This window comes from Burkholderia sp. BCC1996 (assembly GCF_905339955.1).
Taxonomy (GTDB): Bacteria; Pseudomonadota; Gammaproteobacteria; order Burkholderiales; family Burkholderiaceae; genus Burkholderia.
The window spans coordinates 13358-38320 of sequence record NZ_CAJPHM010000040.1 but is presented as its reverse complement, the minus strand read 5'-3'; the positions used below and the strand labels follow the sequence as shown (position 1 = coordinate 38320).

The window sequence follows — 24963 nt, the reverse complement described above, 5'->3', positions numbered from 1 at the left end:
CGGCGGCCGGAATAGCGACGGGCCGCCGAAGCAGCTCGGTCTGTCGTTGTGCGTGTGAGCCGTCTTGCGCCTCACCGCAGCGTCCCGAACACACGCAGGGCCGGCGCATCGCCCCGGCCCCGAATCCGCTCAATGCCCGAGCGACTCGATCTTGCCGGACGGCTGCGCGACGCCGTGCGGCCGCGCCGCCTGCTTGATCAGCAACGCGAGGCACGCGAGCAAGCCCGCGACCGCGATCGTCGCGAACACGCCCGCGAACGAGAAGTGCCGGCGCGTCAGTTCGGCGACGAGGAACGACCCGGCGATCCCGCCGAAGCGGCCGACACCCAGCATCCATGCCACGCCCGTACCGCGCCCTTCGGTCGGATAGAACGCGGCGGCAAGCGCCGGCATCGACGATTGCGCGGTGTTCATCAGCACGCCGGCGATGAACACGACCAGCACGAGCATCCCTACATTGCCTGCCGCCTGCCCGATCGCATACACGCTGATCGCGGTCAGCGCGTAACACACGGCAATCACGCGGTTCGCGTTGAAACGGTCCATCAGCACGCCGCACAACACCGCGCCGACGCCGCCGAGCGGGAACAGCGCGGAGATCAGCGTCGCGCTCTTCGGCGTCAGACCGGCATCCTTCAGCAGGATCGGCATCCAGTTGATCGACGCGTAGAAGATCACGAGGCCCATGAAATACGCGATCCACAGCATCACCGAGCCGACGATGTACGAGCGCGACACCACGACGCCGATCCCCTTGCCGCCCGTCTGCGGCGCGGCTTCGGTCATCGCGAACGAGCCGGCGTTCAGCGCGTCGCGCGAGATCCGTGCGAGCGTCGCGCGGATCCGCTCGACACCCTGACCTTGCGCGACCATGAAGCGCACCGATTCCGGCATCTTCAGCAGCAACAGCACGCCGAGCAGCAGCGGCGTCACGCCGCCGAGCATCAGCACGCTGCGCCAGCCGAAATGCGGGATCATCCACGCGGCGAGAAAACCGCCGAACGCGGCGCCGAGCGGGAAGCCGCAGAACATCAGGTTGATCACGGTCGCGCGGCGCTTGTCCGGGCAGAACTCGCCCATCATCGTGACCGCGTTCGGCATCGCGGCGCCCAACCCGACGCCAGTAATGAAACGCAGGATCGTCAGGTGTCCGATGGTGTTCGAGAACGCGGACACGAAGCACGCGACGCCGAACAGGAACACCGATCCGAGCAGCAGCGAGCGGCGCCCGAGGCGATCGGACAGCGGGCCCGACACGAGCGCGCCGCACGCGAGGCCGAACAGCGCGGCGCTCAGCACGGGTGCGAGATCGGGTTTGGTGAGGTTCCATTCGCCCAGCAGCGAAGGTGCGATGAAGCCGATCGCGGCCGTATCGAAGCCGTCGAGCAGCACGATCACGAAACACATCAGGAACACGAGCCACTGGAAGCCGCCGAACGGCTGCTCGTTGATGAAGGTCTGGACATCGACCACGGGTGCGCGATTCATCGCGTGTCTCCTATGTAAGCAACGCGGCCTGATGGCCGCGCCTTTCCTTGTACGCGCGCCGATTCGTCGCCGGCGCGTCATGCATCGTCGACACCGGCCGGCAGCGGCAGGCGTCGCGATCGGGTCACGTCCGGCGCGAGCCGGCCGTGTTGTTCAGCTGCGCCTAGGCGGCCGCATCCTGTTCCTTGAAGATCTTGTCCGCGAGATGGAACGCAGAATTCGCGGCCGGCACGCCGCAGTAGATCGCGGTCTGCAGCAGCACTTCCTTGATCTCGTCGCGCGTCACGCCGTTGTTGCGCGCGGCGCGCAGGTGCAGCGCGAGTTCCTCGCCGCGGTTCAGCGCGACCATCATCGCGATGGTCAGCAGGCTGCGCGTATGGCGCGGCAGGCCGTCTCGCGTCCAGATCTCGCCCCACGCATAGCGCGTGATCAGGTTCTGGAATTCGTCGGTCACTTCGGTGCGGTTCTCGATCGAACGGTCGACGTGCGCGTCGCCGAGCACCGCGCGACGCACCTTCATCCCTGCCTCATAACGTTGCTGGTCGTCCATCGTCGGTGCCTCACGCAGTCAGGAAGTCGAGCAGCGCGCGGTTGAAGCCGTCGGTGCACTCGATGTTCGAAATGTGCGCGGCGTCGAATTCGACGTGACGCGCGCCCGGAATTGCAGCAGCCAGCGCACGGCCCTGGTCGGGCGGCGTCGACATGTCCTTCGCACCGGTCACGACGAGCACCGGCAGCGCGATGCCCTTCACTTCCTCGCGCAGGTCGGCCGCGTTCAGCGCGTCGCAGTTCGCGGCGTAACCGTCCTTGTCGGTATGCACGAAGGTGTCGCGGATCGCGTCGAACAGGCGCGGCTCGCGTTCGACGAACGCGTCGGTGAACCAGCGCGGCAGCACGGCGTCGGCCAGCGCGGCCATCCCTTCGGCACGCGCCTTCTGCGCACGCGGCGCCCACACTTCCGGCGAGCCGATCTTCGCGGCGGTGTTCGACAGCACGGCGCGCACGATGCGCGACGGGAAGCGCGCGGCGAGCGCGGCGCCGGTCAGGCCGCCCATCGAGATCCCGCAGAAGTGCGCGCGCTCGATGCCGACGTGGTCGAGCAGGCCGATCACGTCGCCCGCGAGCTGGTCGACCGTGTACGAGCCGGCCGGTGCTTCGGAATGGCCGTGGCCGCGCGTGTCGTAGCGCAGGATGTTGAAGTGCTGCGTGAGGGGGCGGATCTGCGGCGCCCACATCTGCAGGTCGGCGCCGAGCGAGTTCGAGAAGACGAGCCACGGCGCGTCGTCGCGCGCGGCACGGTCGATCCGGTAATGCAGTTTCACGCCGTTGACAGTGGCGAAAGGCATCAGTGTTCTCCTGGTTGTGTCGTGCCCGCGTGCAGCGCGAGCACGGCGTCGACGCAGGCCTGCGCCTCGCCGACGTAATGTGCGGGATCGAGCAGCCGCGCGAGCGCGTCGCGCGACAGATGGGCCGATACGGTCGCATCGGCGGCGAGCACGTCGAACAGCGTCGCGCCGGTGCGCACGGCTTCCTTCGACGCATGCTCGACGACATGATGCGCATCGAGCCGGCCGATCCGGTCGCCCAGTGCGAGCATCACGGCTTCGCCGAGGATCAGCCCGTGCGTCAGCTCGAGGTTCGCGGCAAGGCGTTCGGTGTTCACGTCGAGGCCCGCGACGATCTGCGCGATCTGCGCAAGCGCGCCGCCGGTCAGACGCGCGAGGTCGGGCAGCGCATCCCATTCGGCCTGCCAGCCGCCGAGCGCGCGCTCGTGCTCCTGGACCATCCCCGCGAACACGGTCGCGACGAGGTTCGGCGCGCGCACCGCGGCGGTCAGCACGGCCGCGCAGCCGACCGGGTTGCGCTTGTGCGGCATCGTCGACGAGCCGCCCTTGCCGGCGGCCGCCGGTTCGCCGAGCTCGCCGACTTCGGTCTGCATTTGCAGCGACACGTCGCGCGCGATCTTGCCGAGCGTGCCGGTCAGCATCCCGAAGCAGGACGCGGCTTCCGCGATGCGGTCGCGCTGCGTATGCCACGGCACGGCCGGCAGCGCGAGCCGCAGGTCGGCCGCGAGCGCGGCGCTCACGCCGGCCGCGTGCTCGCGCAGGCTCGCCAGCGTGCCGGCGGCGCCGCCGAACTGCAGCACCAGTGCGCGCGCACGCAATTCGGCGAAGCGCGCGCGATGGCGCAGCAGCGCGTCGAGCCATTGTGCGAATTTGAGGCCGAGCGTGATCGGCAGCGCCTGCTGCAGCCACGTGCGGCCGATCATCGGCGTCGCACGATGCGTGCGCGCGAGCGTCGCGAGCGACGCGCACGCTTCGTCGAGCAGCGGCTCGAGCACGTCGAGCGTGTCGCGCAGCTGCAGCACGGTCGCGGTATCGATGATGTCCTGGCTGGTCGCGCCCCAGTGCACGAACTTCGCGGCCTCCGGGTCGTCGGCCTTCACTTGCGCGGTGAGCTGCTTGACGAGCGGGATCGCGAGATTGCCGCCGAGCGCCGCGCCGTGCGCGAGCGCGTCGGCGTCGAGCCGGCCGGCGTCGCACGCGCGTTCGATCGGCGCGACCGCGGTGGCGGGAATCACCTGCTGCGCGGCGAGCGCGCGCGCGAGCGCGGCCTCGACGTCGAGCATCCGCTGGATCGTCGCGCGGGGCGACCAGATCCGGTTGAGCGGCTCGGTGCCGCAAATGAGGGAGGTCAGGCGGGCGCTGTCTTCGAGCATGGCATCAGATTGGGGAAACGGCGTGCGCTTATTGTCTACCCAAGCGTGCCGGCGTGCGCGCGATCGCGCGCGCCGGCACGCTTGCCGGTCAGGCCGCGGCCTTGCGCGTCGCGTCGATCAGCGGCACGCCGGTCAGCTTCTGCAGTTCGTCGAACGACAGGTCGGTGAAGATCTCGCTCACCGCGAGGCCGTCGGCCGTCACGTCGAGCACCGCGAGATCGGTATAGATGCGGCTCACGCATTGCACGCCGGTGACCGGATACGAGCACTGCGCGACGATCTTGCTCTCGCCCTGCTTCGTCAGGTGCTCCATCATCACGAACACCTGTTTCGCGCCGATCGCGAGGTCCATCGCGCCGCCGACGGCCGGAATCGCATCCGGCGCGCCCGTATGCCAGTTCGCGAGATCGCCGTTCGCCGACACCTGGAACGCGCCGAGCACGCAGTAGTCGAGGTGGCCGCCGCGCATCATCGCGAACGAATCCGAGTGGTGGAAATACGCGCCGCCGGTGAGCAGCGTCACGTGCTGCTTGCCGGCGTTGATCAACTCGTCGTCTTCCTCGCCGGGCGCGGGCGCCGGGCCCATGCCGAGCAGGCCGTTCTCGCTGTGCAGGAAGATCTCCTTGCTCGGGTCGAGGTGGTTCGCCACCAGCGTCGGCACGCCGATGCCGAGGTTCACGTACGCGCCTTCGGGGATGTCCTGGGCGACGCGCTTGGCCATTTCATCGCGGGTCAGTCGTTTCATGTCGGGTCTCCTCGGTCAGGCAGCTTGCGATGCAGCGTGTTCGGCAGCCAGCTCGGCCGCATGCGCGGCCTGCGGCACTTCGACGACGCGCTGCACGAAAATGCCCGGCGTCACGATGTGTTCCGGGTTCAGCCCGCCGAGCGGCACGACTTCCGACACCTGGACGATCGCGACCTTCGCGGCGCTGGCCATGATCGGCCCGAAGTTGCGCGCGGTCTTGCGATAGACGAGGTTGCCCCAGCGATCGCCCTTGTACGCCTTGACCAGCGCGAAATCGGCGTGGATCGGCGTCTCGAACACGTACGACTTGCCGTCGATCACGCGCGTTTCCTTGCCTTCCGCGAGCTTCGTGCCGAAGCCGGTCGGCGTGAAGAAGCCGCCGATGCCGGCGCCCGCCGCGCGGATCCGCTCCGCGAGGTTGCCCTGCGGCACGAGCTCCAGCTCGATCTCGCCCGCGCGGTACAGCGCGTCGAACACTTGCGAGTCGCTCTGGCGCGGGAACGAGCAGATGATCTTGCGTACCCGCTTCGCCTTGAGCAGCGCCGCGAGGCCGGTCTCGCCGTTGCCTGCGTTGTTGTTGACGATCGTCAGGCCGCGCGCGCCCTGCTCGATCAGCGCGTCGATCAGCTCGGACGGCATGCCTGCCGTGCCGAACCCGCCGATCATGATGGTCGCGCCGTCGTGGACGTCCGCGACCGCCGATTGAAGCGATTCGAAAATCTTGTTGACCATGTCTCTTCCTGATACGAACCCGCGGCTCGATGCGCGGCCTGTCGAGGGGACACGCGCGTGTCGCGTGCCGCGTCGAAGGCCGTCGTCGACCTTCGGCATTTGTTCGCTATTCGAACCGAGATTCTATTAGCGAACGATGGGCCGATCATAGAGTCGCGCACAGCGCGTTGTCAAGGCGGGATCCCTCGGGGGGCGTCTGGTCGTCGAACGGCAGGCCGACGTAGTTTTCGGCGAGCGACTGCGCGGCGGCCCGCGAGCGCGTCACGTACTTCAGCTCGGCAAACTTCAGGCGATTGACGAACGGCGAGTCCTCCGGCGACGCATGCAGCATGTTCGTCATGAAGTACGAGAAATGCTCGGCGCGCCACACGCGTTCGAGACAGGTCGCCGAGTAGCGCTCGAGCGGCGTCGCGTCGCCGTTGCGGTAACGGGCGCCGAGCGCGCGGGACAGCGCGCGGACGTCGGCCACCGCGAGGTTCATCCCCTTCGCGCCGGTCGGCGGCACGATGTGCGCGGCGTCGCCGGCGAGGAACAGGCGGCCGTGCTGCATCGTCTCCGACACGAAGCTGCGCATCGGCGTCACGCTCTTCTGCGTGATCCGGCCCTCGGTCGGCGTCCAGCCGGTGTCGTTCGAGAAGCGCGTGTGCAGTTCGTCCCAGATCCGCGCGTCGGACCATTCGGCGAGGTCTTCGTCGGGCTTGCACTGCAGGTAGAGGCGCGTGACCGTCGGCGAGCGCATCGAGAACAGTGCGAAACCGTTGTCGTGATGCGCGTAGACGAGTTCGTCGAGCGACGGCGCCGCGTCGGCGAGGATGCCGAGCCACGCGAACGGATAGACGCGCTCGAACGTGTTCAGCCGCTCGGCCGGAATCGTCTGGCGCGCGATGCCGTGAAAGCCGTCGCAGCCGGCGATGTAGTCGCAGTCGATGCGGTCTTCGCGGCCGTCGGCATGCTTGAACGTGACGAACGGGCGCTCGCTCTCGACATCGTGCAGCGCAACGTCGCTCACTTCGAAATGCATCGCGTGGCCGTGCTCGACGCCGGCCGCGATCAGGTCGCGCACCACTTCGTGCTGGCTGTAGACGGTGATCGCGCGCCCGCCGGTGAGCGCGCTCAGGTCGATGCGATGGCGCTGGCCCGAGAACAGCAGCTCGATGCCGTGGTGTTCGAGCCCCTCGCGGCGCATCCGGTCGCCGAGGCCGGCTTCGTTCAGCGTGTCGACCGTGCCCTGCTCCAGCACGCCGGCGCGGATGCGGTTCTCGCAGTATTCGCGCGAACGCGCCTCGACGAGGATGGAATCCACGCCTTGCAGGCGCAGCAGATGGGAAAGCAAAAGGCCGGACGGACCGGCGCCGATGATGGCGACCTGGGTGCGCATTGTTCGTCTCCAGAACATTGGTTCGAGTAATGGAACCCATTTGAGCGCTTTCCCGACTATGCAGCAACGCGATTCAGGAGATATGTTGTATACGCTTTGAAGATACTGGCTCCCGTGATGGAAACGCTCGATCTGAACCTGATTCCGTACCTCGTCGCGCTGGACGACACGCGCAACGTCAGCCGCGCCGGCGACCTGCTCGGCGTGAGCCAGCCGCGCGTGAGCACCGCGCTCGGCCGCCTGCGCGAGTATTTCGGCGATCCGCTGTTCGTGCGCACGTCGCGCGGGATGGAGCCGACGCCGCGCGCGCTCGCGCTGCTGCCGGCCGCGCGCGATGCGCTCGCGCAGATCGAGCGCGGCCTCGTCGCGCCGCACGACTTCGATCCGGCGGCGAGCACGCATACGTTCTCGATCGCGCTGTCGGACGTCGGCGAGATCGTGTTCCTGCCGAAGCTGCTGCAGGCGTTCGCGACGCGCGCGCCGCACGCGAACCTGCGCTCGGTCTCGCTCGCACACGACGAAGTCGGCCGCGGCCTCGAAGCCGGCTCGATCGATCTCGCGGTCGGCTATTTCCCCGATCTCGACGGCAACAACTTCTTCCAGCAGCGTCTGTTTACACACCGGTTCGTCTGCCTGATGCGGCGCGGCCATCCGCTCGAACAGGCGCGCCCGTTCACGGCCGAGCAGTTCCTCGCATGCGGGCATGCGGTGGTGCGCGCCGAAGGGCGCAGCCAGGAGGTGCTCGAGAAATACCTCGCGAAGCAGCGCATGCAGCGCCGCGCGGTGCTCGAGACGCCGCACTTCATGAGCCTGCCGTTCATCCTGAGCCGCACCGACCTGATCGCGACGGTGCCGCACGCGATCGGCTATGCGTATGCGGCGGAGCACGCGTTCATCGTGCCGGTCGAGCCGCCGGTGCCGCTGCCGCGCTTCGACCTGAAGCAGCACTGGCATCGCAAGTTCCACAACGATCCGCGCACCGCGTGGCTGCGCGGCGTCGTCGCGTCGCTGTTCAACGACGAGCAGGACGAGTGGCCGAAGTGACGCGGGGTGTGCGGCAGGCCGCACGCACGACCCGCGAAAGCATGAAACAATGACCGGATATCCGCGCCGCCGCAGGCGGCCGCATTCGATGGAGCGACTAGATGGGTAAAAAGAACGCGCGGCCCGAGCCGGCCGCATCCCGGCCGAGCCGCGAAGAAGCGGAGGATGCCGTTCGCGTGCTGCTGCGCTGGGCCGGCGACGATCCCGCCCGCGAAGGGCTGCTCGACACGCCGGCGCGCGTCGTGCGCGCATACGAAGAGTTCTTCGCCGGCTATGCGCTGGAACCGCGCGACATCCTCGCGCGCACGTTCAGCGAAGTCGACGGCTACGACGAGATGATCGTGCTGAAGGACATCCGCTTCGAGAGCTACTGCGAGCACCACATGGTGCCGATCATCGGCCGCGCGCACGTCGCGTATCTGCCGAACCATCGCGTCGTCGGCATCTCGAAGCTCGCGCGTCTCGTCGACGCGTTTGCGAAGCGCCTGCAGATCCAGGAAAAGATGACCGTGCAGATCGCCGACACGCTGTTCGACGTGCTGCAGCCGAAGGGCGTCGGCGTGATTCTCGAAGCCGCGCACCAGTGCATCTCGACGCGCGGCATTCACAAGCCGGGCGTCGAAATGGTCACGTCGCGCATGCTCGGCACGTTCCGCACCGATCCGTCGACGCGGCGCGAATTCCTGTCGATTGTCGCGAATCCTTCTTCAGTCAACCTGACGAATACGTAATGCAGTCCACGAAGCAAGCGGCACACGCGCCGGTCGTGCTCGTGACCGGCGCCGCGCGCCGGGCCGGGCGCGCGTTCGCCGAGTATTTCGCCGCGCACGGCTATCGCACCGCGGTCCACTACGACCGCTCCGCCGATGCCGCACAGGCGGCGGCCCGCGCGATCGCCGAACGCGGGCATGATTCGGTCGCGTTGCAGGCCGACCTGTCGGACGCCGCGCAGATCACCGCGCTGATCGACCAGGTGTATGCGCGATTCGGCCGCCTCGACGTGCTGGTCAACAACGCGTCGGTGTTCTGGCAGGACCATTTCCCGAGCTTCGACCTCGCGGCATTCGACCAGGCGTGGGCCGTCAACTGCCGCGCGCCGATCCTGCTCACGCGCGCGTTCTACGAACGGGCCCGTGCGGCCGGCACGCAGGGCGTCGTCGTCAACGTGGTCGACCAGAAGATCAAGGAAAACTTCCACCGCGACCATTTCAGCTACACGGTCGCGAAGGCCGCGCTCGGCAACCTCACGCAGATGCTCGCGCTGTCGTCGTCGCCGGTGCTGCGCGTGAATGCGGTGTTCCCCGGGCTGATGCTGCCGAGCGACGACCAGACGCAGGCCGACTTCGAACACGCGAGCCGCGCGTCGACGCCGCTCGCGCGCATCGCCGGCCCCGACGACGTCGCGAGCGCGATCCTGCTGCTGACGGGCAGCGCGTACAACGGCGTGGATTTCGTCGTCGATGCGGGGCAGAACCTGATCCGCGTCGACCAGGACGTGCTCTACAAGCATCGCTCGCCGGCCGGCAAGCACTGACGAAGCGGGGGTGCGGCGGCAGCCGTGCACCCTCTTGGCACACCGGTGTGCTGGTGTTGGGTGCGCGCCTTCGCCTGCGCCGCGCGAACGACAGTTTCGCCGTTCGCGCGCCGCGTTACGGCTTCTCGCCGCTGCCGCCTTCGCGGACCTTGCCCTGCGCGACGCTCGTGCCGGGCGGCACGCTGTGCGTGAGCCACACGTTGCCGCCGATCACCGAGCCGCGCCCGATCGTCACGCGGCCGAGAATGGTCGCGCCCGCATAGATCACCACGTCGTCCTCGACGATCGGATGCCGCGCGTTGCCCTTCACCAGCGTGCCGTCCCCATCGGCCGGGAAGCTCTTCGCGCCGAGCGTGACGGCCTGGTACACGCGCACGCGCTCGCCGATGATCGCGGTTTCGCCGATCACGACACCGGTGCCATGGTCGATGAAGAAGCTCGGGCCGATCTGCGCGCCCGGGTGAATGTCGATGCCGGTGGCCGAGTGCGCGATTTCATTGATGAAACGGGCGAGCAGCGGCACACCGAGTTGGTGCAGCGCATGCGCGAGCCGATGGTGCATCATCGCGAACACGCCGGGATAGCACAGCAGGATCTCGGTGATGTGCTGCGCGGCCGGATCGCCCGCGTAGGCAGCCTGGATGTCGCTGACCAGCAGCGCGCGAACCGCCGGCAACTGCCGGCCGAACTCGCGTGCGATCTCGAACGCGCGTTCGTCGAGTTCCGCGAACGGCGTGTCCGCATGCTCAGGCAGGAACGGCAGCGCGCGGCGAATCTGTTCGGACAGGATCCGCAGCGTGCTTTCGAGCGTGTGGCCGACGTAGTAGTCGACGCTTTCGTCGGTCAGATCCGGCGCGCCGTAGTGCGTCGGGAACATCGACGCACGCAGGCCGGTGACGATCTTGCAGATCGCGTCGCGCGACGGCAGCTCGCGGATGCCACGCGGATGACGCGTGCGGTGAAGTTCCTCGCGCGATTCGCGCAAGCCGGCAACGATTTCTTCGAGGCCCCACTGACGGGCGGGTGATGTCGACATATGCCAATGCAGGCAGCCGCGCGCGATCGCACGGCCGCTAATAAAGTGACGGGTTCCGCAAGATTACCGCGTTTTTGCCGGGCAGCGGCACGCCGGGGGATCGGCCGGACGGCCGCCGCTGCCGCCGCGCGACGGCGTCAGATCGTGACGCTGCTCGCGTCGATCCAGCGCACGGCCCAGTCGCGCGCATGCGCGATCGCGTCGCCTTCGTCGTTGAACTGGAGCTCGCTCGGGAAAAAACGGTTCGCGACGAGTTCCCCGTCACTCGATCGGGAGATCACGACGTAGGGCTTGAACGACCCGTCAGTGGCGCGCGCGGGCGCGCAATTCAACAGATAACCGCGGTGCGTGAAGGCAGTAGTCGCTTGCATGAATCCGCCACCTCTAGTCCCTTTGCTTGTTGTTCGCTACCCGTCTCTAAGGGTGCTGCGGCGCCCGGTGCGGGCAGAGTCGGCGCGTACTGCATCCCCTGTCGCCGCTTCGCAGGAAAAGAATCATACTCTGTAGAAAACGGGTGTTCTAGCTGAAATAAATCATGACAAATCAGTGCGCGCCACGCGACTACGGCGATCGCCCGCGCACCATTTTCCCGTCTTGCCCGGAACGGGATTTGCTTCGATCCGGAGCGCTACGCCGCCAGGAGAGCCGTGATGGAAACGTCAGCTCAAGCGCACGCCGCGCATCCGCGCAGCATCGAACTCGACAACGACGACACGCACGACAGCACCGTCGACACCGACGGCAAGAATCGCGAAGCGGCGCGTCTCGCGAGCGGCGCCCCCTTCCCGCCCGACCAGATCACGGGCAGCAACGCGTCGCTCGTCAACGCGATGCCCGAGGCTGGTGACGGCCTCGCCGGCTTCGACAGCCGGCCGGGCGGCAATCATCCGGCGTTCGCGCTGCGGGCCGGCTACATGGTGATCGAGAAGGGGTTCGACGCGCCGTCGCACGCGGGCGACGCGCCGTACGGCCCGGTTCACCGGATGTACGGCAGCGCGCACTGGCCCGGCCACGGACGCCGGCCGGAACGGGTGATCGAAATCACCGCGGTGCCGCGGTAACGCACGCGGCGTTTGAATCGATCGTTCGTTCGGCGGGTTGAAGGGCGCCGACGCCCGATGGCGGCGGACCGGCGTGCGCGTTAGCGCGCCGGTCGATCGTTCGGTGCGCAGGCGGTGCGATCTTCCGAAGCGGCGCTGGAATCGATATCAGCGCCCGATTCGTGTTCGGCACGCGGGATTTCACGACGTCGATGCATCGGTGTTGATCGAAGTCACGTCATCGCGATACGGATGCGCTTCAATGCCCATTCGCGACCGCCGGCACGTCGCTGCAAAGTCCCTGCCGTTGGTTTACCCTGCCTCGCAGCGACGCACGGCCGCCCCGGCCGTTCGGCCGACTTCCGTTCAATCCGCCACTCGGAGACACTATGTACAAGCGCATTCTGGTTGCCATCGACGGCAGCGACACCGCACGCCACGCGTTCGACGCCGCCCTCGCGCTCGCAAAGGAGCACGGTGCCGAACTGCAGCCGTTCTACGTCGTCGAAAACGCCGCGATCTACTACAACGTGCCGGGCTACGACCCGTCCGTGCTGCGCGATCAGCTCATCGCGCAAGGCAATGCGCTCGCGGCGGATTTCAGGAAGCTGATGCAGGCGGCCGGCGTGAAGGGCGAGACGCTGACGAGCGAGGCGTCGTCGCTCAACGACGTGTCGACGCTGATCCTCGACGGTGCGAAAGCATTCGGCGCCGACCTCCTCGTGCTCGGCACGCACGGCCGCCGCGGGTTCCGTCGCCTCGTGCTCGGCAGCATCGCCGAACAGTGCGTGCGGCATGCGACGCTGCCCGTGCTGCTGATCCCGGCCGCCGCGCATACGGACGATCAGGAAGGCTGAGCGGTGTCGGCATCGGCGTGCGCGGCGCGCCACGCACGCGCAGCGGCATGCCTGCACGCAGGCCGCTGCGATGCCCGCGGCAGGTGCGCGGCATGTGCGCGCGGTCGCGACGTTTTGTCGCCCGACAGCGGCAACTTGCGGTGGGACAATGATTCCGTCGATTCAATGCCGGAGTAAACGATCATGTTGACGCCCGTCGCCACACGCCCCGCCGTTCCGTCCCATGCAGGCACCTGGGCGCCCCGCCAGGCCCCGCACTGCTCGTCGTGCGCAATGCGGCACCTGTGCATGCCGCAGGGCCTCGCACCCGACGCGCTCAGCCGCCTCGAATCGGTCATCTGCGCGGCGCGCCCGGTCAAGCGCGGCGAAGCGCTGTTCCGCGAAGGCGACACCTTCGACAACCTGTACGCCGTGCGCTCGGGTTCGCTGAAAACCGTCGCCACGCGCCACGACGGCCGCGAGCAGGTCACCGGCCTGCACCTCGCGGGCGAGGCGCTCGGTCTCGACGGTATCTGCGACGACACGCACCCGCGCACCGCGGTCGCGCTGGAAGACAGCTCGGTCTGCGTGATTCCGTACAGCGCGCTCAAGTCGCTGTGCTCGGAAGCCGGCACGATGCAGCTGCGCATGCACAAGCTGATGAGCGAGCAGATCGTGCGCGAAACGTCGCAGACCATGCTGCTCGGTTCGCTGAACGCCGAAGAGCGCGTCGCCGCATTCCTGCTCGACGTGTCGGCGCGCTACCTGAAGCGCGGTTACTCGCCGTCGGAATTCAACCTGCGGATGACGCGCGAGGACATCGGCAGCTACCTCGGCATGACGCTCGAAACGGTCAGCCGCACGCTGTCGAAGTTCCAGAAGCGCGGCCTGATCGAAATGCACGGCCGCCTCGTGCAGATCGTCGACTTCGACGGCCTGCACCACGTCTGACCCCGCGCGGCGCGTGACCTGGGCGCCGCCGCCCGCCACGATCCGCCGCGCCCGCCGCGCCCGCCTCGATCAGTCGAGAAACAGCGCGGCGCGCGCCTTCAGTGCCGCGCTGAAGTCGTCGAGCCAGCCGATCGACAGGCGCCAGCTCTGCCAGTACAGATCGATATCGACGGTCCGCCCGCGCGACATGTCGACCAGTTCGCCCGCCGCCAGCTGGCGATCGACCATCCGGTCCGGGCACATCCCCCATCCCAGCCCCGTTTCGCAAGCGCGCAGGTAGCCCGCGACGTGCGGGATCCAGTGTTGCGGCGGATCGAGATCCGCGCGCGTCACGCGCCGGATGAAGCGCGCCTGCAAGCCGTCCTTCGAATTGAACATCACGCACGGCGCGCGGCGCAGCGCATCGCGCGTGATGCCCGCACCAAAATAGCGCGCGTAAAACGCCGGCGAACACACCGCGCGATAGCGGATACGCCCGAGCCGCGTCGACCGGCATCCCTGGATCGGCTCGGCCTGCGCGGTCACCGCGCCCTGCACGCTGCCGTCGCGAATCCGCGCGGCCGTATGGTCCTGGTCGTCGATCACGAGGTCGAGCAAGGTCTCGCGCTCGGTGCAGAACGGCCCGACCGCATCGATGAACCAGGTCGCGACGCTGTCGTCGTTGACGGCGACACGCAACGTCGGCCATGCGCTCGCGATCTGGCCCGGCAAGGCGGGCATCCGGCCGCCCAGTTCGGCCTCGAGCAATTGCACGCGCTCGGTATGCCGGCACAGCAACGCGCCCGACGTCGTCGCGACGCACGGCTGCCCGCGCTTGACGAGCACGCTGCCGACGCGCTCCTCCAGCAGTTTCACGCGCTGCGATACCGCCGACGGCGTGACGTTCAGCTCCTTGGCCGCCCGCTCGAACGAACCGTGCCGGATCACCGCCGCGAGGGCATCGAGCAATGCGTAGTCGAGCATTAGATTTCCTTAATCTGCATTAGGTGAATTAGCTTCTCTTATGTTCCAGCTCATCGCAGACTAGCGCCAACCGATTCACCCGTCTACTGCGTCACCGCTCCCCATCATGAACTGGATCGCTTTTTCCCACGGCGCCGCCCTGTGCGGGTCGCTCATCGTCACCATCGGCGCGCAGAACGCATTCGTGCTCCGGCAAGGCATCATGCGCTCGCATGTCGGCAAGATCGTGCTGCTGTGCGCGCTGTCCGACATGATCCTGATCGGCGCGGGCGTCGGCGGCGCGTCGGTCCTCGTCGAACGCTATCCGACCTTCGTCCACGCGGTGCTGTACGTCGGCCTCGCGTATCTCGCATGGTTCGGCTTCAACGCGCTGCGTCGCGCGTTCAAGCCGGGACACGCAACGCTCGACGTGCGCGGCGACGCCGTCGCGCCGCCGCCGCAGAGCGCGGTCGCGATCGTGCTGATGACGCTCGCGTTCACGTGGCTCAACCCGCACGTGTATCTCGATACGTTCCTGCTGATCGGCACGGCCGGTGCGCGGGAGCCGGAGGGCACGCGGCTGGCGTTCGCGATCGGCGCGATGTCGGTCAGCGTCGTTTGGTTCCTCGGGCTCGGATACGGTGCGCGACTGCTCGCGCCGTGGTTCCGCAAGGCCGTCGCGTGGCGCGTGCTGGACGGCGCGATCGGCAGCATGGTGCTGTTCCTGGCGGCCGTGCAGTTGCGATAACGGCCTCGGTGAATGATCGATCGCGGGCGGCAACTTGCCGCCCGTTTTTCGTTCCGCCGCGGCGAAGCGGCCGGCTCCGCCCGTCTCTCCCGCTGCCACGCCCGGCCGCAACAAAATTCGGTTCCCGATCGAACGCGGCGGCACGAATGACCCACGCAGCAGACGATGCGTCCGCCGTCCGCTGCAATTCCTCCGTCTTCACGGCCGCGCGCCCGCTGCACGAATCCGGTCGATCGGCGAGAATGTTCCAGCGTCCCGCGACAACGGCGAACGTGCTTCACCCGACCGCCGTCCCGTCGCATTCATCGCGGCCAATCCCGTCGTTCCAACCCGTCACCCTTCAGATTCCGGAGAGCAACATGGCACTACGCACCCTCGGCACCTCGGACATCCAGGTTTCCCCGCTCGCCTTCGGCGGCAACGTCTTCGGCTGGACCGTCGACGAAAACGCATCGTTTGCGCTGCTCGACGCGCTCGCCGACACCGGCATCAACTTCATCGACACGGCCGACGTCTATTCGGCCTGGGTGCCCGGCAACCGCGGCGGCGAATCGGAAACGATCATCGGCAAGTGGCTGAAGCGTTCCGGCAAGCGCGACCAGGTCGTGATCGCGACCAAGGTCGGCCTGCTCGACGCGCGTGCGGGCCTCACGAAAGACAACATCCTGAAGGCCGCCGACGATTCGCTGCGCCGCCTGCAGACCGACTACATCGACCTGTATTTTTCGCACCGCGATCTGGCCGATACGGCCCCGCTCGAAGAAACGCTTGCCGCATACCAGGCGCTGATCGACGCGGGCAAGGTGCGCATCATCGGCGCGTCGAACTACAGCGGCGCGCGCCTGCGCGAAGCCGCCGACATCAGCAAGCGCGACGGCCTGCCCGCGTACCAGGTGATCCAGCCGGAATACAACCTGATCAACCGCGCCGACTACGAGCGCGATCTCGAACCGGTCGTGCGCGACCTGCAGCTCGGCGTCGTCAACTACTACGCGCTCGCGAGCGGCTTCCTGTCGGGCAAGTACCGCAGCGAGGCCGACCTGAAGAAGAGCGTGCGCGGCGATCGCGTCGCCCGCTATCTCGATGCGCGCGGCCTGCGCATTCTCGCGGCGCTCGACGACGTGTCGGCGAAGCACGGCACGCAGCCGGCCGCGATCGCGCTCGCATGGCAGATCGCGCGGCCGACGATCACCGCGCCGATCGCGAGCGCGACGTCGCTCGAACAGCTCGCGCTGCTCGGCGAAGCGATTCGCGTGCGGCTCGACGATGAGGACATTCGGAAGATCGACGCGGCCAGCGCGGTCTGACGTCGCGTACAAGCAGATGACGGCTTGAATCGCGGCGTTTCGCGCTTCAAGCCGCCGGTGCGACGCGCGGGTGACGCGAACAGGGATGTCGGCATCGCTCACGCCGCGCGCGCGGGAAGAGCGCCGCGAATCACTCGACCGGCGCGCGGTTTCGGCAATGCGATCCGACAACACGCGCTTCTGCTCCAACACAACGAAAAAAATCCACGACACACCGCTGCCCCAGGTCTTCGGCGGCACGCAAACATGCATACCGCCATCGCTTCGCCAGCGCGCGAGATGCGAGCTCGATGAATCACGCGAGCACCGCGCAGCTTCAACGACACGATCGGGCGGCACGCGACTTTTATTCCGTATAACGAAGCAGCTGTGCGTCTCACCGTTCGAACCGAACCGAACCGAACCGAACCGAACAACGTACCCCGAACACGCCCGCACGTTTTGCCTTTCCCGGCCATATTCGTTGACTCACACGGACATCCGGCCGCAACGCACCGCCGCGAGCGCATCCCGGGCCCGCCCCGGGTCTTTCACCGATTGACCGCGCCCGCCGGCGTATCCGAGACTGCGCCGCTCGGGCGGTCATTGGGAGAACGTCATGCCGGACATCAGCACGGGAATCGTGTCGATCTCGACGCGCGCCGTACGCGGCGACGAACGCGTCGACTTCTGGGTCGACCATGTCGCCCGCTCGCTCGTGCGCATCGAATGCAGCGGTAAATCGTCCGAAGGCATCGACGCGTCGCTGCGCAAGCGCGACCTCGGGCTGCTGGGCGTGTGCGACATCGTCGCGAACCGGCATGCGGTCGTGCGCACGCCGCACAACATCCACGCGGACCCGCGCGACGCCGTGTTCGTGTGCCTGATGCACGAAGGGCAGGGCTATACGTTCCAGGACGTCGAGTGCATCCGGCATGCGCCCGGCGACATCGTGCTGTACGACACGTCGATGCCGTACGGCCACGGTTTTCCGGCGAACATGGCGATGACCGTGCTCGACGTGCCGCGCGACGTGTTCGAAGCGCACGTCGGCCCGTGGCGCCATCGCAGCGTCGTCAAGATCGACCGCGACGACGGCGTCACGTCGTGGGCCGCGCGGCAGCTCTACGCGCTGCTCGCCGAACCGCATCAATCGATGCCCGACGCGCGCGAACGGCGCGCCGCCGCGATGCTCGACCTGATGCAGTCGATGCTGCGGCTGCGCGACGGCGACGCGTCGCCGACCAAGTCGACCGTCCACACGCTGTCGCGCGCGAAGGCATTCATCGACAGCCATCTCGCCGACGACGATCTCGACACCCGGTCGGTCAGCCGCGCGATCAACCTGTCGCCGCGCCAGCTCGCGCGCATCTTCGAAATCGAAGGGATGCCGCTCACGCGCTACATCCTCGCGCGCCGTCTCGAACGCTGCCGCGCCGATCTGCGCGACCGGTCGCTTAAGCACCTGACGGTCAGCGAAATCGCGTTCCGCTGGGGCTTCAACAACAGCGCGCACTTCAGCCGCAGCTATCGCGCGCGCTTCGGCGAGACGCCGAGCGACACGCGCGCGCCGGACAACCCGCGCTAGCCGCTCGTCGCCGGGTTCTCCCGCTGCGCAATCCACGGCCAACCGTCAGCGCAACGAGATCGCTGCATGAGCCGCCGCGGCGCCCCGCCGTGTCCGCGCGAAGCAAGCCCGGCGTCCGCCCCGGTCAAACGGGGACACGCGCCCGTCGCTAAGCTGGCTTCCTGCGCGGCGGTGCTCGTTCCGCCGCCTGACAGCGAGGAGACAAAGCGGGATGGAGACGTACGACCATATCGTCGTCGGCGGCGGTTCGGCCGGCTGCACGGTGGCACATCGACTGGTAAAGGCCGGCAGGCGCGTGCTGCTGCTCGAGGACGGCCCGAAGGACGACAACCTGTTCATCCGGATTCCGGCGACGTTCATCCGCGTGCTCGGCACACAGCGCACGGTCACGTTCGAAAGCGAGCCGCAGGCCGGCGCGGCGGGACGCAGGACCTACGTGCCGCAGGGCCGCACGCTCGGCGGCGGCAGTTCGGTCAACGCGATGCTGTACGTGCGCGGCACGCGCGCCGACTACGACGAATGGGCCGCGCTCGGCTGCACGGGCTGGCGCTGGAGCGACGTGCTGCCGGTGTTCAAGCGCGCCGAGTCGCACCTGCGGCTGTCCGAGCCGTTCCATGGCACCGACGGGCCGCTGAAGGTCGGCGACACGCGCTTCCGGCATCCGCTGAGCCTCGCGTTCGTGAAGGCCGCTCAGGAAACCGGCATCGCGTACAACGACGATTTCAACGGCGCCGCGCAGCACGGCGCCGGCTTCTACCACACGACGATTTTCGACGGGCAGCGCGGCAGCACCGCGGCAACCTATCTCGCCGACGCGCTCGGGCACCCGAACCTGCGCGTGCTGACCGGCTGCCGCGTGACCCGCGTGCGCTTCGACGGCCGGCGCGCGACCGGCGTCGAATGGCGGATGGAGAACGGCGCGACCGGCTCGGCCACCGCGCGCGGCGACGTGGTACTCGCCGCCGGCGCGCTCAGTACGCCGAAGCTGCTGATGCTGTCGGGCATCGGGCCCGGCGCGCACCTGCGCGCATACGGCATCGACGTGCTGCACGACAGCCCGGAAGTCGGCGCGAATTTCCAGGACCATCTCGAAGTCTCGATCTACGGCTACAGCCACGCGCCGATCAGCCTGTTCGGCGAGGATCGCGGGCTGAAGGCGCTGCGGCACGGGCTGCAATGGATGCTGACCCGCACGGGCCTGCTGACGTCGAACGTCGTCGAATCCGGCGCGTTCGTCGATACGACCGGCAGCGGCCGCCCGGACATCCAGTTCCACGTGCTGCCGACGCTCGTCGGCGACGTAGATCGCGAACCGCTGCCGGGCCACGGCCTGTCGATCAATCCGTGCCTGTTGCGGCCGCGTTCGCGCGGCTCGGTGCAACTGCGCGGCAACGATCCGGCCGCGCCGATCCGGTTCGACAGCGGCGCACTGTCGGATCCGGCGGACGTCGACGGCCTCGTGCGCGGCGTCGCGCTCGCGCGGAAGATCATCCGCGCGCCGTCGCTCGCCCGCATCGTCCGCGAAGCCGAAGCGCTGACCGACGACGCGCTGGCCGACTACGTCCGGCACCGCGCGAAAACCGTCTATCACCCGGCCGGCACCTGCCGGATGGGGAGCGACGAAACCGCGGTCGTGACGCCTCGTCTCGCGGTGCAAGGGATCGACGGATTGCGGATCTGCGACGCGTCGGTGATGCCGCGCATCGTATCGGGCAACACGAACGCGCCGACGATCATGATCGCGGAACGCTGTGCCGAGTTCATGCTCGCGGAGTGACGCGGCGACTCACGCCGCGACCGGCATGCAATGAAAACGAAAGCGGCGCGTGAGCCACGCGCCGCACTGGCATCGGTTTCGCTGCCGCAGCGTCAAGCGTTGCGCAGCGTCATCGGCGACGCACCGTAGCGCTCGCGAATCGCACGGCTGAAGTGCGCCTGGCTCGAGAACCCCCACCGAAACGCGATCTCGCCGATGCTCGTCTTGCGCAGGCGCGCGTCGGTCAGCTCGCGATGCGCATGCGTCAGCCGCTCGGACCAGATGTGCTGCGTGATCGACTCGCCTTCGGCCGCGAAGAGCCGGCCCAGGTGCCGCAACGACAGCCCGACCGCATCGGCGACCGCCTGCGGCCCGAGCTCCGGATCGCCGAGACGGGTCGCGATGTACTGCTTCGCGGTCAGCAGGTACGACAGCGACGCGCGCGATGCGCCTGCGCCGTTCACTTCCGCGTCGATGAGTTCCGCGACCAGCATGCGCGTGTGTTCGACGAAGCGCGCGGCGTCGTCTTCGACCGGCGCCTTCATGAAGCGCTCGACGCTCGCGCGCAGTGTCGCGCCGAGCATCGCGCCCGCGCCCGGTTTCGGCGCGATCCGCAACGGCAGCGCCGCCAGCTCCGCGTCGAATCGATCGTCGAACGTGGCAATCGGGATATCGATCAGCAATTGCCGCATCGGCGTCAGGAATCCGAACAGATAGGGCACGCGCGTGTCGTACACGACGACGTCGCCGGCTTCCGCGAGCAGGCAGCGCTCGCGCTGGATGAAATACGCGCGACCGCTCAGGATCTGGCACGCAAACAGCGACTCCTTCGGCAACTGGCGCACCAGCGCGGGGCTGCGCTCGATCACGTGGTCGCGGCCGCTGATGTCGGCCACGCCGAGCCCCGGCAGCGCGAGATCGGTCTTCTCGACCTCGAGCCCGGCCGGCGACAGCGACGAGCAGCGCAGGCCGACCAGCGTCGTGGCGTTGAACGCATCCCAGTAGTCCATGCGGTCGCGCACCGGCACGTCGGCCGTCGAGCCGCGCGTGCATGAAAGAACGGTCGGATTCGTCACGTCGCCTCCTGCGGGCGCCTGTCGTGCGGAGCGGCACGGATTGGGGAATGGTTCTTGTGATTACAGGTGCGGCGCGATGTCCGGCCCGATCAAGCAATTCGTCCAGCCCAGTCAAGAGCGGCGCGCACCGGCTGGCTAAAGTCGACCCCACGACACCTAACCACAAGGAGACGAACCGTGGTCGACCAAGCCGTATCCGAATTCTGGCAAAACATCGCGCCGATTGCCAATCCGTTCAAGCCCGATGCGCTGCCGGAAGCGTACATCCCGAACGCGGCCACCGAGGACGCGCGCTATTACGTTCCGTTCACCGAAACGGTTTCGTCGCGGCCGCTGTGGATCTCGCCGTCGCAGAACAAATGGTGCGACATCCTGATGGCGAAGGAAGCCGGGCTCGTGAACCGGCACTACCACCCGCACGAGGTGTTCGCTTACACGCTGTCCGGCAAGTGGGGCTACCTGGAGCACGAATGGACCGCGACGCGCGGCGATTTCGTGTATGAAACGCCCGGCGAAGGCCACACGCTCGTCGCGTTCGATCATCCGGAACCGATGCGCGCGTTCTTCATCGTCAAGGGCCCGCTGATCTGGCTCGACGACGAAGGCAACCCCGACGGCTACTTCGACGTGCATTCGTACATCGCGATGTGCAAGGCGCATTACGAGAAGGTCGGCCTCGGCGCGCACGCGATCGAGAAGCTGTTCCGCTGACGCGCGACGAGGCCGCCCATGACATCCCGCCCTTCCCCCAAACTCGCATGGACGTACGAGAACAGGCTGCTGCTGATCCTGTTCATGACGTTCGGTTTCGTGTTCTTCGACCGCCTCGCGCTGTCGTTCCTGTTCCCGTTCATGTCGGCCGAGCTGCACCTGTCGAACACGCAGCTCGGCATGGTGTCGTCCGCGCTCGCGCTCACGTGGGCGCTGTCGGGCGCCGCGACCGGCGCGTGGTCCGATGCGCGCGGCACGCGCAAGCCGCTGTTGATCGCGGCCGTGCTCGGCTTTTCCGTATGCTCGGCGCTGTCGGGGCTCGTCGGCGGCTTCGCGAGCCTGATCGCGTTCCGCGCGCTGATGGGCATCGCCGAAGGCCCCGTGCTGCCGCTGTCGCAATCGCTGATGGTCGAGAGCTCGACGCCGAGCCGCCGCGGGCTGAACATGGGCCTGCTGCAGGGCTCGGCCGCCGGCCTGCTCGGCGCGATGATCGGCCCGCCCGTCGTGATCGGCATCGCGACCGCCTACGGCTGGCGCGAGGCGTTCTACGTGTCGTGCATTCCGGGCTTCCTGATCGCGTTCTGCATCTGGCGCTGGGTGCGCGAGGTGCCGCCCGGCGGCGTACGGCACGCCCAGGCCGAAGGCGCGGCCACGCACGGTACGCAGACGGTCGGCGGCACTGCGATCGACCGCTGGGCGCTGCTGAAGGAGCGCAACATCCTGCTCTGCGTGCTGATCAGCTGCTTCTTCCTCACGTGGTTCATCGTGATCATCTCGTTCGCGCCGGTCTTCCTCGTCGAGAGCCGCCACCTGTCCCCGGCCGACATGGGCGTCGTGATGACGTGCCTCGGCGCCGCGTGGGTGTTCTGGGGCTTCGCGGTGCCGGCGATCTCCGACCGGATCGGCCGCAAGCCGACGATGATCGCGTTCGCGCTGATCGCCGCCGCCTGCCCGGTCGTGATGATCCACGTCGATTCGCTCTGGGCGCTCGGCGCGCTCGTGTTCGTCACGTACACCGGCCTCGGCTGCTTCACGCTGTTCATGGCGACGATCCCGGCCGAAACCGTGCCGCCCCGCGCGATCGCCAGCGCGCTCGGCCTGATCATGGGCGCGGGCGAGCTGATCGGCGGCTTCGTCGCGCCGACCGTCGCGGGCTTCGCCGCCGACAAGTACGGCCTGCAGTTCGCGATGTGGACGTCGGCCGCCGGCGCGATCCTCGCGTGCGTGCTGTCGTTCGGCCTCGTCGAAACCGCGCCCGCGGTGCTGCGCAAGCGCGCGCCCGCCGATGCCGCGCCCCGTCTCGATACGCAAAACCTCGGAGGACGCTGACATGCGCGCACTTCAATGGCACGGCCCGCGCGACATCCGCCTGGTCGATCTCGACACGCCGCGCGCCGGGCCCGGCGAGGTTCGCATCGCGGTCGCGTATTGCGGCATCTGCGGCAGCGACCTGCACGAATACGCGGACGGCCCGCATGCGATTCCCGTCCACGCACCGCATCCGCTGTCCGGCCGCACCGCGCCGCTGACGCTCGGTCATGAGTTCTGCGGCACCGTCGTCGAAGTCGGCGCGGGCGTCACGACGCTGGTCGCCGGCGACCGCGTGGCGGTCGAGCCCGAGTATCACTGCCACCAGTGCGCGTATTGCCGCGCGGGGTCGTACAACCTGTGCGTGTCGATGGGCTTCGCCGGCCTGATGGGCGACGGCGGGATGGCCGATTTCGCGGTCGTGCCGGCCTACATGCTGCACCGCCTGCCCGACGACGTCAGTCTCGAACAGGCCGCGGTGATGGAACCGGCGGCCGTCGCGCTGCACGCGCTGCGGTGCGGCGAGCTGCGGCTCGGCGACACCTGCGCGGTGTTCGGGCTCGGGCCGATCGGCCTGCTGCTGATCATGCTCGCGAAACTGCAGGGCGCGACGACCATCGTCGCGGTCGACGTGTCGCCCGAGCGGCTCGCGGCGGCCGCGCGCTTCGGCGCGACGCACGCGTTCGACGCGCGCTCGCTCGACGCCCCGGTGCTGCGCGACGCGATCCGCGAAGCGGCGGGCGGGCTCGGCGTCGACGTGAGCTTCGAGGCGGCCGGCCTGCCGGCCACGTTCGAGGCGGCGATGCAGGGGCTGCGCAAGGGCGGCCGCCTCGTGATGGTCGGCCTGATGCCGCACGCGAGCTTCGATGCGTTCCGCGCGGTCAACGACGAGCTGAGCTTCACGGCGAGCGTCGGCTACCGGCACGTGTACGAAGATCTGCTGCGGCTGATCGGGTCGGGCGCGCTCGATCTCACGTCGATCGTCACGCGCACCGTCTCGCTCGAGGACGCCGTCGCCGACGGCTTCGACGCGCTGCTCGCCGATCGCGCACAGATCAAGATCCTGGTTGCGCCATCGCGCCGGCATGCGCGCCTTGTTCACACCGTCGGGAGCATCGAACATGAGCCGCCCCTGGTCGTTTGACGGCAAGACCGTCGTTGTCACGGGCGGCACGTCGGGCATCGGCGCGCGCACCGCGTGGCGTTTCGCGGAAGCGGGCGCGTCGGTCGTCGCGCTCGGGCTCGATGCCGCCGGCCCGCATGCGCCGGTGCATCCCGGCATCGGCTGCGTGGCGCTCGACGTGACCGACGACGCAGCATTGACACGGCTGATCCGCTCGCTGCCGCGCGTCGACGTGCTCGTCAACGGCGTCGGCATCAGCCGGCACGCCGACGAATACCGGATGGACCAGTTCGAACTTGTGCTGAACGTGAACCTGACGTCGGTGATGCGGGCGTCCGACGCCGCGCTGCCGGCACTCTCGGCGAACGGCGGCAGCATCGTCAACGTCGCGTCGATGTACACGTACTTCGGCAGCAAGGATCGCCCGGCATACAGCGCGAGCAAGGGCGGCATCGCGCAACTGACGCGCTCGCTCGCGCAGGCGTGGGCCGAGCGCGGCATCCGCGTGAACGCCGTGGCGCCCGGCTGGATCGACACGCCGCTCAGCAGCGGGCTGATGGCCGACGCGCAGGCGTCGCGGCGGATTCTCGATCGCACGCCGCTCGCGCGCTGGGGCACGGCCGACGAGGTCGCGGACGTGATCCTGTTCCTGTGCTCGCCCGGCGCATCGTTCGTCACCGGTGCGATCGTGCCGGTGGACGGCGGGTATTCGACGGTCTAGCGACGGGCGCGCGCGGGCATCGGCGCAGGAGGTGTGCGCCGGTGTCCGCGTGCCGGAATGCCGGCGTGGCGCCTCCGGCTCCTGTTTCCAGGTCCTGTTTCCTGGCGCGACCCGATCGACCGTTGCACGCTTCACTATCTTCATATCAATCAGTTGTCCCATCAAAAATATTCCGGCGTGACCGGACATGTGAGGAGCACC

At 68.2% G+C, this 24963-nt stretch carries 25 protein-coding genes; 14 read left to right on the top strand and 11 right to left on the bottom strand.

The genetic code is table 11. The features are described from left to right. Positions 1 to 129 precede the first annotated feature (129 nt). From U4Z64_RS34720 to pobA, 7 genes are all read right to left on the bottom strand, one after another. The gene (locus U4Z64_RS34720; protein WP_124668112.1) at positions 130 to 1488 is read right to left on the bottom strand and encodes an MFS transporter; all 1359 of its coding nucleotides are present in this window, start codon (positions 1486 to 1488) and stop codon (positions 130 to 132) included. A gap of 163 nt (positions 1489 to 1651) precedes the next feature. Then, a complete protein-coding gene (gene pcaC, locus U4Z64_RS34715; RefSeq protein WP_044846455.1) occupies positions 1652 to 2038 on the bottom strand; it encodes a 4-carboxymuconolactone decarboxylase in 387 nt (128 codons plus the stop codon). A gap of 10 nt (positions 2039 to 2048) precedes the next feature. Further along, a complete protein-coding gene (pcaD, locus tag U4Z64_RS34710) occupies positions 2049 to 2834 on the bottom strand; it encodes a 3-oxoadipate enol-lactonase (protein WP_124489020.1) in 786 nt (261 codons plus the stop codon). Further along, on the bottom strand, positions 2834 to 4207 hold the full coding sequence (locus tag U4Z64_RS34705) for a 3-carboxy-cis,cis-muconate cycloisomerase (RefSeq protein WP_321803722.1): 1374 nt from the start codon (positions 4205 to 4207) through the stop codon (positions 2834 to 2836). Before U4Z64_RS34705 ends, pcaD begins: the two co-directional genes overlap by 1 nt. Positions 4208 to 4295: 88 nt before the next feature. Beyond that, entirely contained in the window at positions 4296 to 4952 is a 657-nt protein-coding gene (locus U4Z64_RS34700) for a CoA transferase subunit B (RefSeq protein WP_012365076.1), read from the bottom strand. Between the two features lie 15 nt (positions 4953 to 4967). Further along, the gene (locus U4Z64_RS34695; protein WP_124489018.1) at positions 4968 to 5684 is read right to left on the bottom strand and encodes a 3-oxoacid CoA-transferase subunit A; all 717 of its coding nucleotides are present in this window, start codon (positions 5682 to 5684) and stop codon (positions 4968 to 4970) included. 145 nt (positions 5685 to 5829) lie between these two features. Continuing rightward, complete coding sequence (gene pobA, locus U4Z64_RS34690) at positions 5830 to 7062, bottom strand: 4-hydroxybenzoate 3-monooxygenase (protein WP_044846459.1); 1233 nt, start codon at positions 7060 to 7062, stop codon at positions 5830 to 5832. 117 nt (positions 7063 to 7179) lie between these two features. Between pobA and U4Z64_RS34685 the strand changes: the two genes are divergently transcribed. The 3 genes from U4Z64_RS34685 to U4Z64_RS34675 all read left to right on the top strand — a co-directional run bounded on the left by U4Z64_RS34685 (position 7180) and on the right by U4Z64_RS34675 (position 9640). Further along, positions 7180 to 8106: a LysR family transcriptional regulator gene (locus U4Z64_RS34685; RefSeq protein WP_124489016.1), complete on the top strand. Its 927-nt coding sequence runs from the start codon at positions 7180 to 7182 to the stop codon at positions 8104 to 8106. 101 nt (positions 8107 to 8207) lie between these two features. Further along, entirely contained in the window at positions 8208 to 8837 is a 630-nt protein-coding gene (gene folE, locus U4Z64_RS34680) for a GTP cyclohydrolase I FolE (RefSeq protein WP_044846461.1), read from the top strand. Next, positions 8837 to 9640 (top strand): SDR family oxidoreductase, encoded by an 804-nt coding sequence (locus U4Z64_RS34675; RefSeq protein WP_044846462.1) that lies wholly within the window; start codon positions 8837 to 8839, stop codon positions 9638 to 9640. The genes folE and U4Z64_RS34675 overlap by 1 nt, the downstream gene beginning before the upstream one ends. Positions 9641 to 9755: 115 nt before the next feature. Here U4Z64_RS34675 and epsC read toward each other — a convergent pair whose 3' ends face one another. Together epsC and U4Z64_RS34665 are read right to left on the bottom strand one after the other, a co-directional pair. Then, positions 9756 to 10676 (bottom strand): serine O-acetyltransferase EpsC, encoded by a 921-nt coding sequence (gene epsC, locus U4Z64_RS34670; RefSeq protein ID WP_124524118.1) that lies wholly within the window; start codon positions 10674 to 10676, stop codon positions 9756 to 9758. 137 nt (positions 10677 to 10813) lie between these two features. Further along, positions 10814 to 11047 carry a hypothetical protein gene (locus tag U4Z64_RS34665; protein ID WP_044846464.1) on the bottom strand — a complete coding sequence of 78 codons (234 nt, stop codon included), beginning with the start codon at positions 11045 to 11047 and terminating at the stop codon, positions 10814 to 10816. A gap of 279 nt (positions 11048 to 11326) precedes the next feature. Here U4Z64_RS34665 and U4Z64_RS34660 point away from each other — a divergent pair, with 279 nt between their 5' ends. The 3 genes from U4Z64_RS34660 (at position 11327) to fnr (ending at position 13503) form a co-directional block, all read left to right on the top strand. Continuing rightward, on the top strand, positions 11327 to 11737 hold the full coding sequence (locus tag U4Z64_RS34660) for a DUF3005 domain-containing protein (RefSeq protein ID WP_321822395.1): 411 nt from the start codon (positions 11327 to 11329) through the stop codon (positions 11735 to 11737). 368 nt (positions 11738 to 12105) lie between these two features. Then, entirely contained in the window at positions 12106 to 12573 is a 468-nt protein-coding gene (locus tag U4Z64_RS34655; RefSeq protein WP_124489012.1) for a universal stress protein, read from the top strand. Positions 12574 to 12756: 183 nt separating this feature from the next. Then, a complete protein-coding gene (gene fnr / locus U4Z64_RS34650; protein WP_044846467.1) occupies positions 12757 to 13503 on the top strand; it encodes a fumarate/nitrate reduction transcriptional regulator Fnr in 747 nt (248 codons plus the stop codon). A 69-nt stretch (positions 13504 to 13572) separates the two neighbouring features. Here the strand turns inward: fnr and U4Z64_RS34645 are convergent, their stop codons facing one another. Beyond that, the gene (locus U4Z64_RS34645; protein WP_124663577.1) at positions 13573 to 14466 is read right to left on the bottom strand and encodes a LysR family transcriptional regulator ArgP; all 894 of its coding nucleotides are present in this window, start codon (positions 14464 to 14466) and stop codon (positions 13573 to 13575) included. Between the two features lie 106 nt (positions 14467 to 14572). Here U4Z64_RS34645 and U4Z64_RS34640 point away from each other — a divergent pair, with 106 nt between their 5' ends. The 4 genes from U4Z64_RS34640 (at position 14573) to U4Z64_RS34625 (ending at position 19844) form a co-directional block, all read left to right on the top strand. Beyond that, the gene (locus tag U4Z64_RS34640) at positions 14573 to 15193 is read left to right on the top strand and encodes a LysE/ArgO family amino acid transporter (protein WP_044846469.1); all 621 of its coding nucleotides are present in this window, start codon (positions 14573 to 14575) and stop codon (positions 15191 to 15193) included. Between the two features lie 359 nt (positions 15194 to 15552). After that, complete coding sequence (locus U4Z64_RS34635; RefSeq protein WP_321822394.1) at positions 15553 to 16500, top strand: aldo/keto reductase; 948 nt, start codon at positions 15553 to 15555, stop codon at positions 16498 to 16500. A 598-nt stretch (positions 16501 to 17098) separates the two neighbouring features. After that, positions 17099 to 18067 carry a helix-turn-helix domain-containing protein gene (locus U4Z64_RS34630; protein ID WP_321822393.1) on the top strand — a complete coding sequence of 323 codons (969 nt, stop codon included), beginning with the start codon at positions 17099 to 17101 and terminating at the stop codon, positions 18065 to 18067. 187 nt (positions 18068 to 18254) lie between these two features. Continuing rightward, positions 18255 to 19844 (top strand): GMC family oxidoreductase, encoded by a 1590-nt coding sequence (locus U4Z64_RS34625; protein ID WP_415750623.1) that lies wholly within the window; start codon positions 18255 to 18257, stop codon positions 19842 to 19844. A gap of 92 nt (positions 19845 to 19936) precedes the next feature. Here U4Z64_RS34625 and U4Z64_RS34620 read toward each other — a convergent pair whose 3' ends face one another. Further along, the gene (locus tag U4Z64_RS34620) at positions 19937 to 20899 is read right to left on the bottom strand and encodes a helix-turn-helix domain-containing protein (RefSeq protein WP_321822391.1); all 963 of its coding nucleotides are present in this window, start codon (positions 20897 to 20899) and stop codon (positions 19937 to 19939) included. Positions 20900 to 21076: 177 nt separating this feature from the next. On the opposite strand from U4Z64_RS34620, the gene U4Z64_RS34615 reads away from it, so the two are divergent. Genes U4Z64_RS34615 through U4Z64_RS34600 form a run of 4 tightly spaced genes read left to right on the top strand, consistent with a single transcriptional unit; the run spans position 21077 to position 24762 of the window. Further along, complete coding sequence (locus U4Z64_RS34615) at positions 21077 to 21610, top strand: 2,4'-dihydroxyacetophenone dioxygenase family protein (RefSeq protein ID WP_044846474.1); 534 nt, start codon at positions 21077 to 21079, stop codon at positions 21608 to 21610. 18 nt (positions 21611 to 21628) lie between these two features. Next, positions 21629 to 22939: an MFS transporter gene (locus U4Z64_RS34610; RefSeq protein WP_321822390.1), complete on the top strand. Its 1311-nt coding sequence runs from the start codon at positions 21629 to 21631 to the stop codon at positions 22937 to 22939. Position 22940: 1 nt separating this feature from the next. Continuing rightward, positions 22941 to 24062 carry a 2,3-butanediol dehydrogenase gene (locus U4Z64_RS34605; protein WP_321822389.1) on the top strand — a complete coding sequence of 374 codons (1122 nt, stop codon included), beginning with the start codon at positions 22941 to 22943 and terminating at the stop codon, positions 24060 to 24062. Further along, positions 24040 to 24762, top strand: a complete 723-nt coding sequence (locus tag U4Z64_RS34600) for an SDR family NAD(P)-dependent oxidoreductase (protein WP_321822388.1) — start codon at positions 24040 to 24042, stop codon at positions 24760 to 24762. Before U4Z64_RS34605 ends, U4Z64_RS34600 begins: the two co-directional genes overlap by 23 nt. Positions 24763 to 24963: the final 201 nt, after the last annotated feature.

Excerpts from the sequence above, each read along its gene's own strand:
- U4Z64_RS34720 (WP_124668112.1), bottom strand. The coding sequence starts at position 1,488 with ATGAATCGCGCACCCGTGGTCGATGTCCAGACCTTCATCAACGAGCAG.
- pcaC (WP_044846455.1), bottom strand. The coding sequence starts at position 2,038 with ATGGACGACCAGCAACGTTATGAGGCAGGGATGAAGGTGCGTCGCGCG.
- pcaD (WP_124489020.1), bottom strand. The coding sequence starts at position 2,834 with ATGCCTTTCGCCACTGTCAACGGCGTGAAACTGCATTACCGGATCGAC.
- U4Z64_RS34705 (WP_321803722.1), bottom strand. The coding sequence starts at position 4,207 with ATGCTCGAAGACAGCGCCCGCCTGACCTCCCTCATTTGCGGCACCGAG.
- U4Z64_RS34700 (WP_012365076.1), bottom strand. The coding sequence starts at position 4,952 with ATGAAACGACTGACCCGCGATGAAATGGCCAAGCGCGTCGCCCAGGAC.
- U4Z64_RS34695 (WP_124489018.1), bottom strand. The coding sequence starts at position 5,684 with ATGGTCAACAAGATTTTCGAATCGCTTCAATCGGCGGTCGCGGACGTC.
- pobA (WP_044846459.1), bottom strand. The coding sequence starts at position 7,062 with ATGCGCACCCAGGTCGCCATCATCGGCGCCGGTCCGTCCGGCCTTTTG.
- U4Z64_RS34685 (WP_124489016.1), top strand. The coding sequence starts at position 7,180 with ATGGAAACGCTCGATCTGAACCTGATTCCGTACCTCGTCGCGCTGGAC.
- folE (WP_044846461.1), top strand. The coding sequence starts at position 8,208 with ATGGGTAAAAAGAACGCGCGGCCCGAGCCGGCCGCATCCCGGCCGAGC.
- U4Z64_RS34675 (WP_044846462.1), top strand. The coding sequence starts at position 8,837 with ATGCAGTCCACGAAGCAAGCGGCACACGCGCCGGTCGTGCTCGTGACC.
- epsC (WP_124524118.1), bottom strand. The coding sequence starts at position 10,676 with ATGTCGACATCACCCGCCCGTCAGTGGGGCCTCGAAGAAATCGTTGCC.
- U4Z64_RS34665 (WP_044846464.1), bottom strand. The coding sequence starts at position 11,047 with ATGCAAGCGACTACTGCCTTCACGCACCGCGGTTATCTGTTGAATTGC.
- U4Z64_RS34660 (WP_321822395.1), top strand. The coding sequence starts at position 11,327 with ATGGAAACGTCAGCTCAAGCGCACGCCGCGCATCCGCGCAGCATCGAA.
- U4Z64_RS34655 (WP_124489012.1), top strand. The coding sequence starts at position 12,106 with ATGTACAAGCGCATTCTGGTTGCCATCGACGGCAGCGACACCGCACGC.
- fnr (WP_044846467.1), top strand. The coding sequence starts at position 12,757 with ATGTTGACGCCCGTCGCCACACGCCCCGCCGTTCCGTCCCATGCAGGC.
- U4Z64_RS34645 (WP_124663577.1), bottom strand. The coding sequence starts at position 14,466 with ATGCTCGACTACGCATTGCTCGATGCCCTCGCGGCGGTGATCCGGCAC.
- U4Z64_RS34640 (WP_044846469.1), top strand. The coding sequence starts at position 14,573 with ATGAACTGGATCGCTTTTTCCCACGGCGCCGCCCTGTGCGGGTCGCTC.
- U4Z64_RS34635 (WP_321822394.1), top strand. The coding sequence starts at position 15,553 with ATGGCACTACGCACCCTCGGCACCTCGGACATCCAGGTTTCCCCGCTC.
- U4Z64_RS34630 (WP_321822393.1), top strand. The coding sequence starts at position 17,099 with ATGCCGGACATCAGCACGGGAATCGTGTCGATCTCGACGCGCGCCGTA.
- U4Z64_RS34610 (WP_321822390.1), top strand. The coding sequence starts at position 21,629 with ATGACATCCCGCCCTTCCCCCAAACTCGCATGGACGTACGAGAACAGG.
- U4Z64_RS34605 (WP_321822389.1), top strand. The coding sequence starts at position 22,941 with ATGCGCGCACTTCAATGGCACGGCCCGCGCGACATCCGCCTGGTCGAT.
- U4Z64_RS34600 (WP_321822388.1), top strand. The coding sequence starts at position 24,040 with ATGAGCCGCCCCTGGTCGTTTGACGGCAAGACCGTCGTTGTCACGGGC.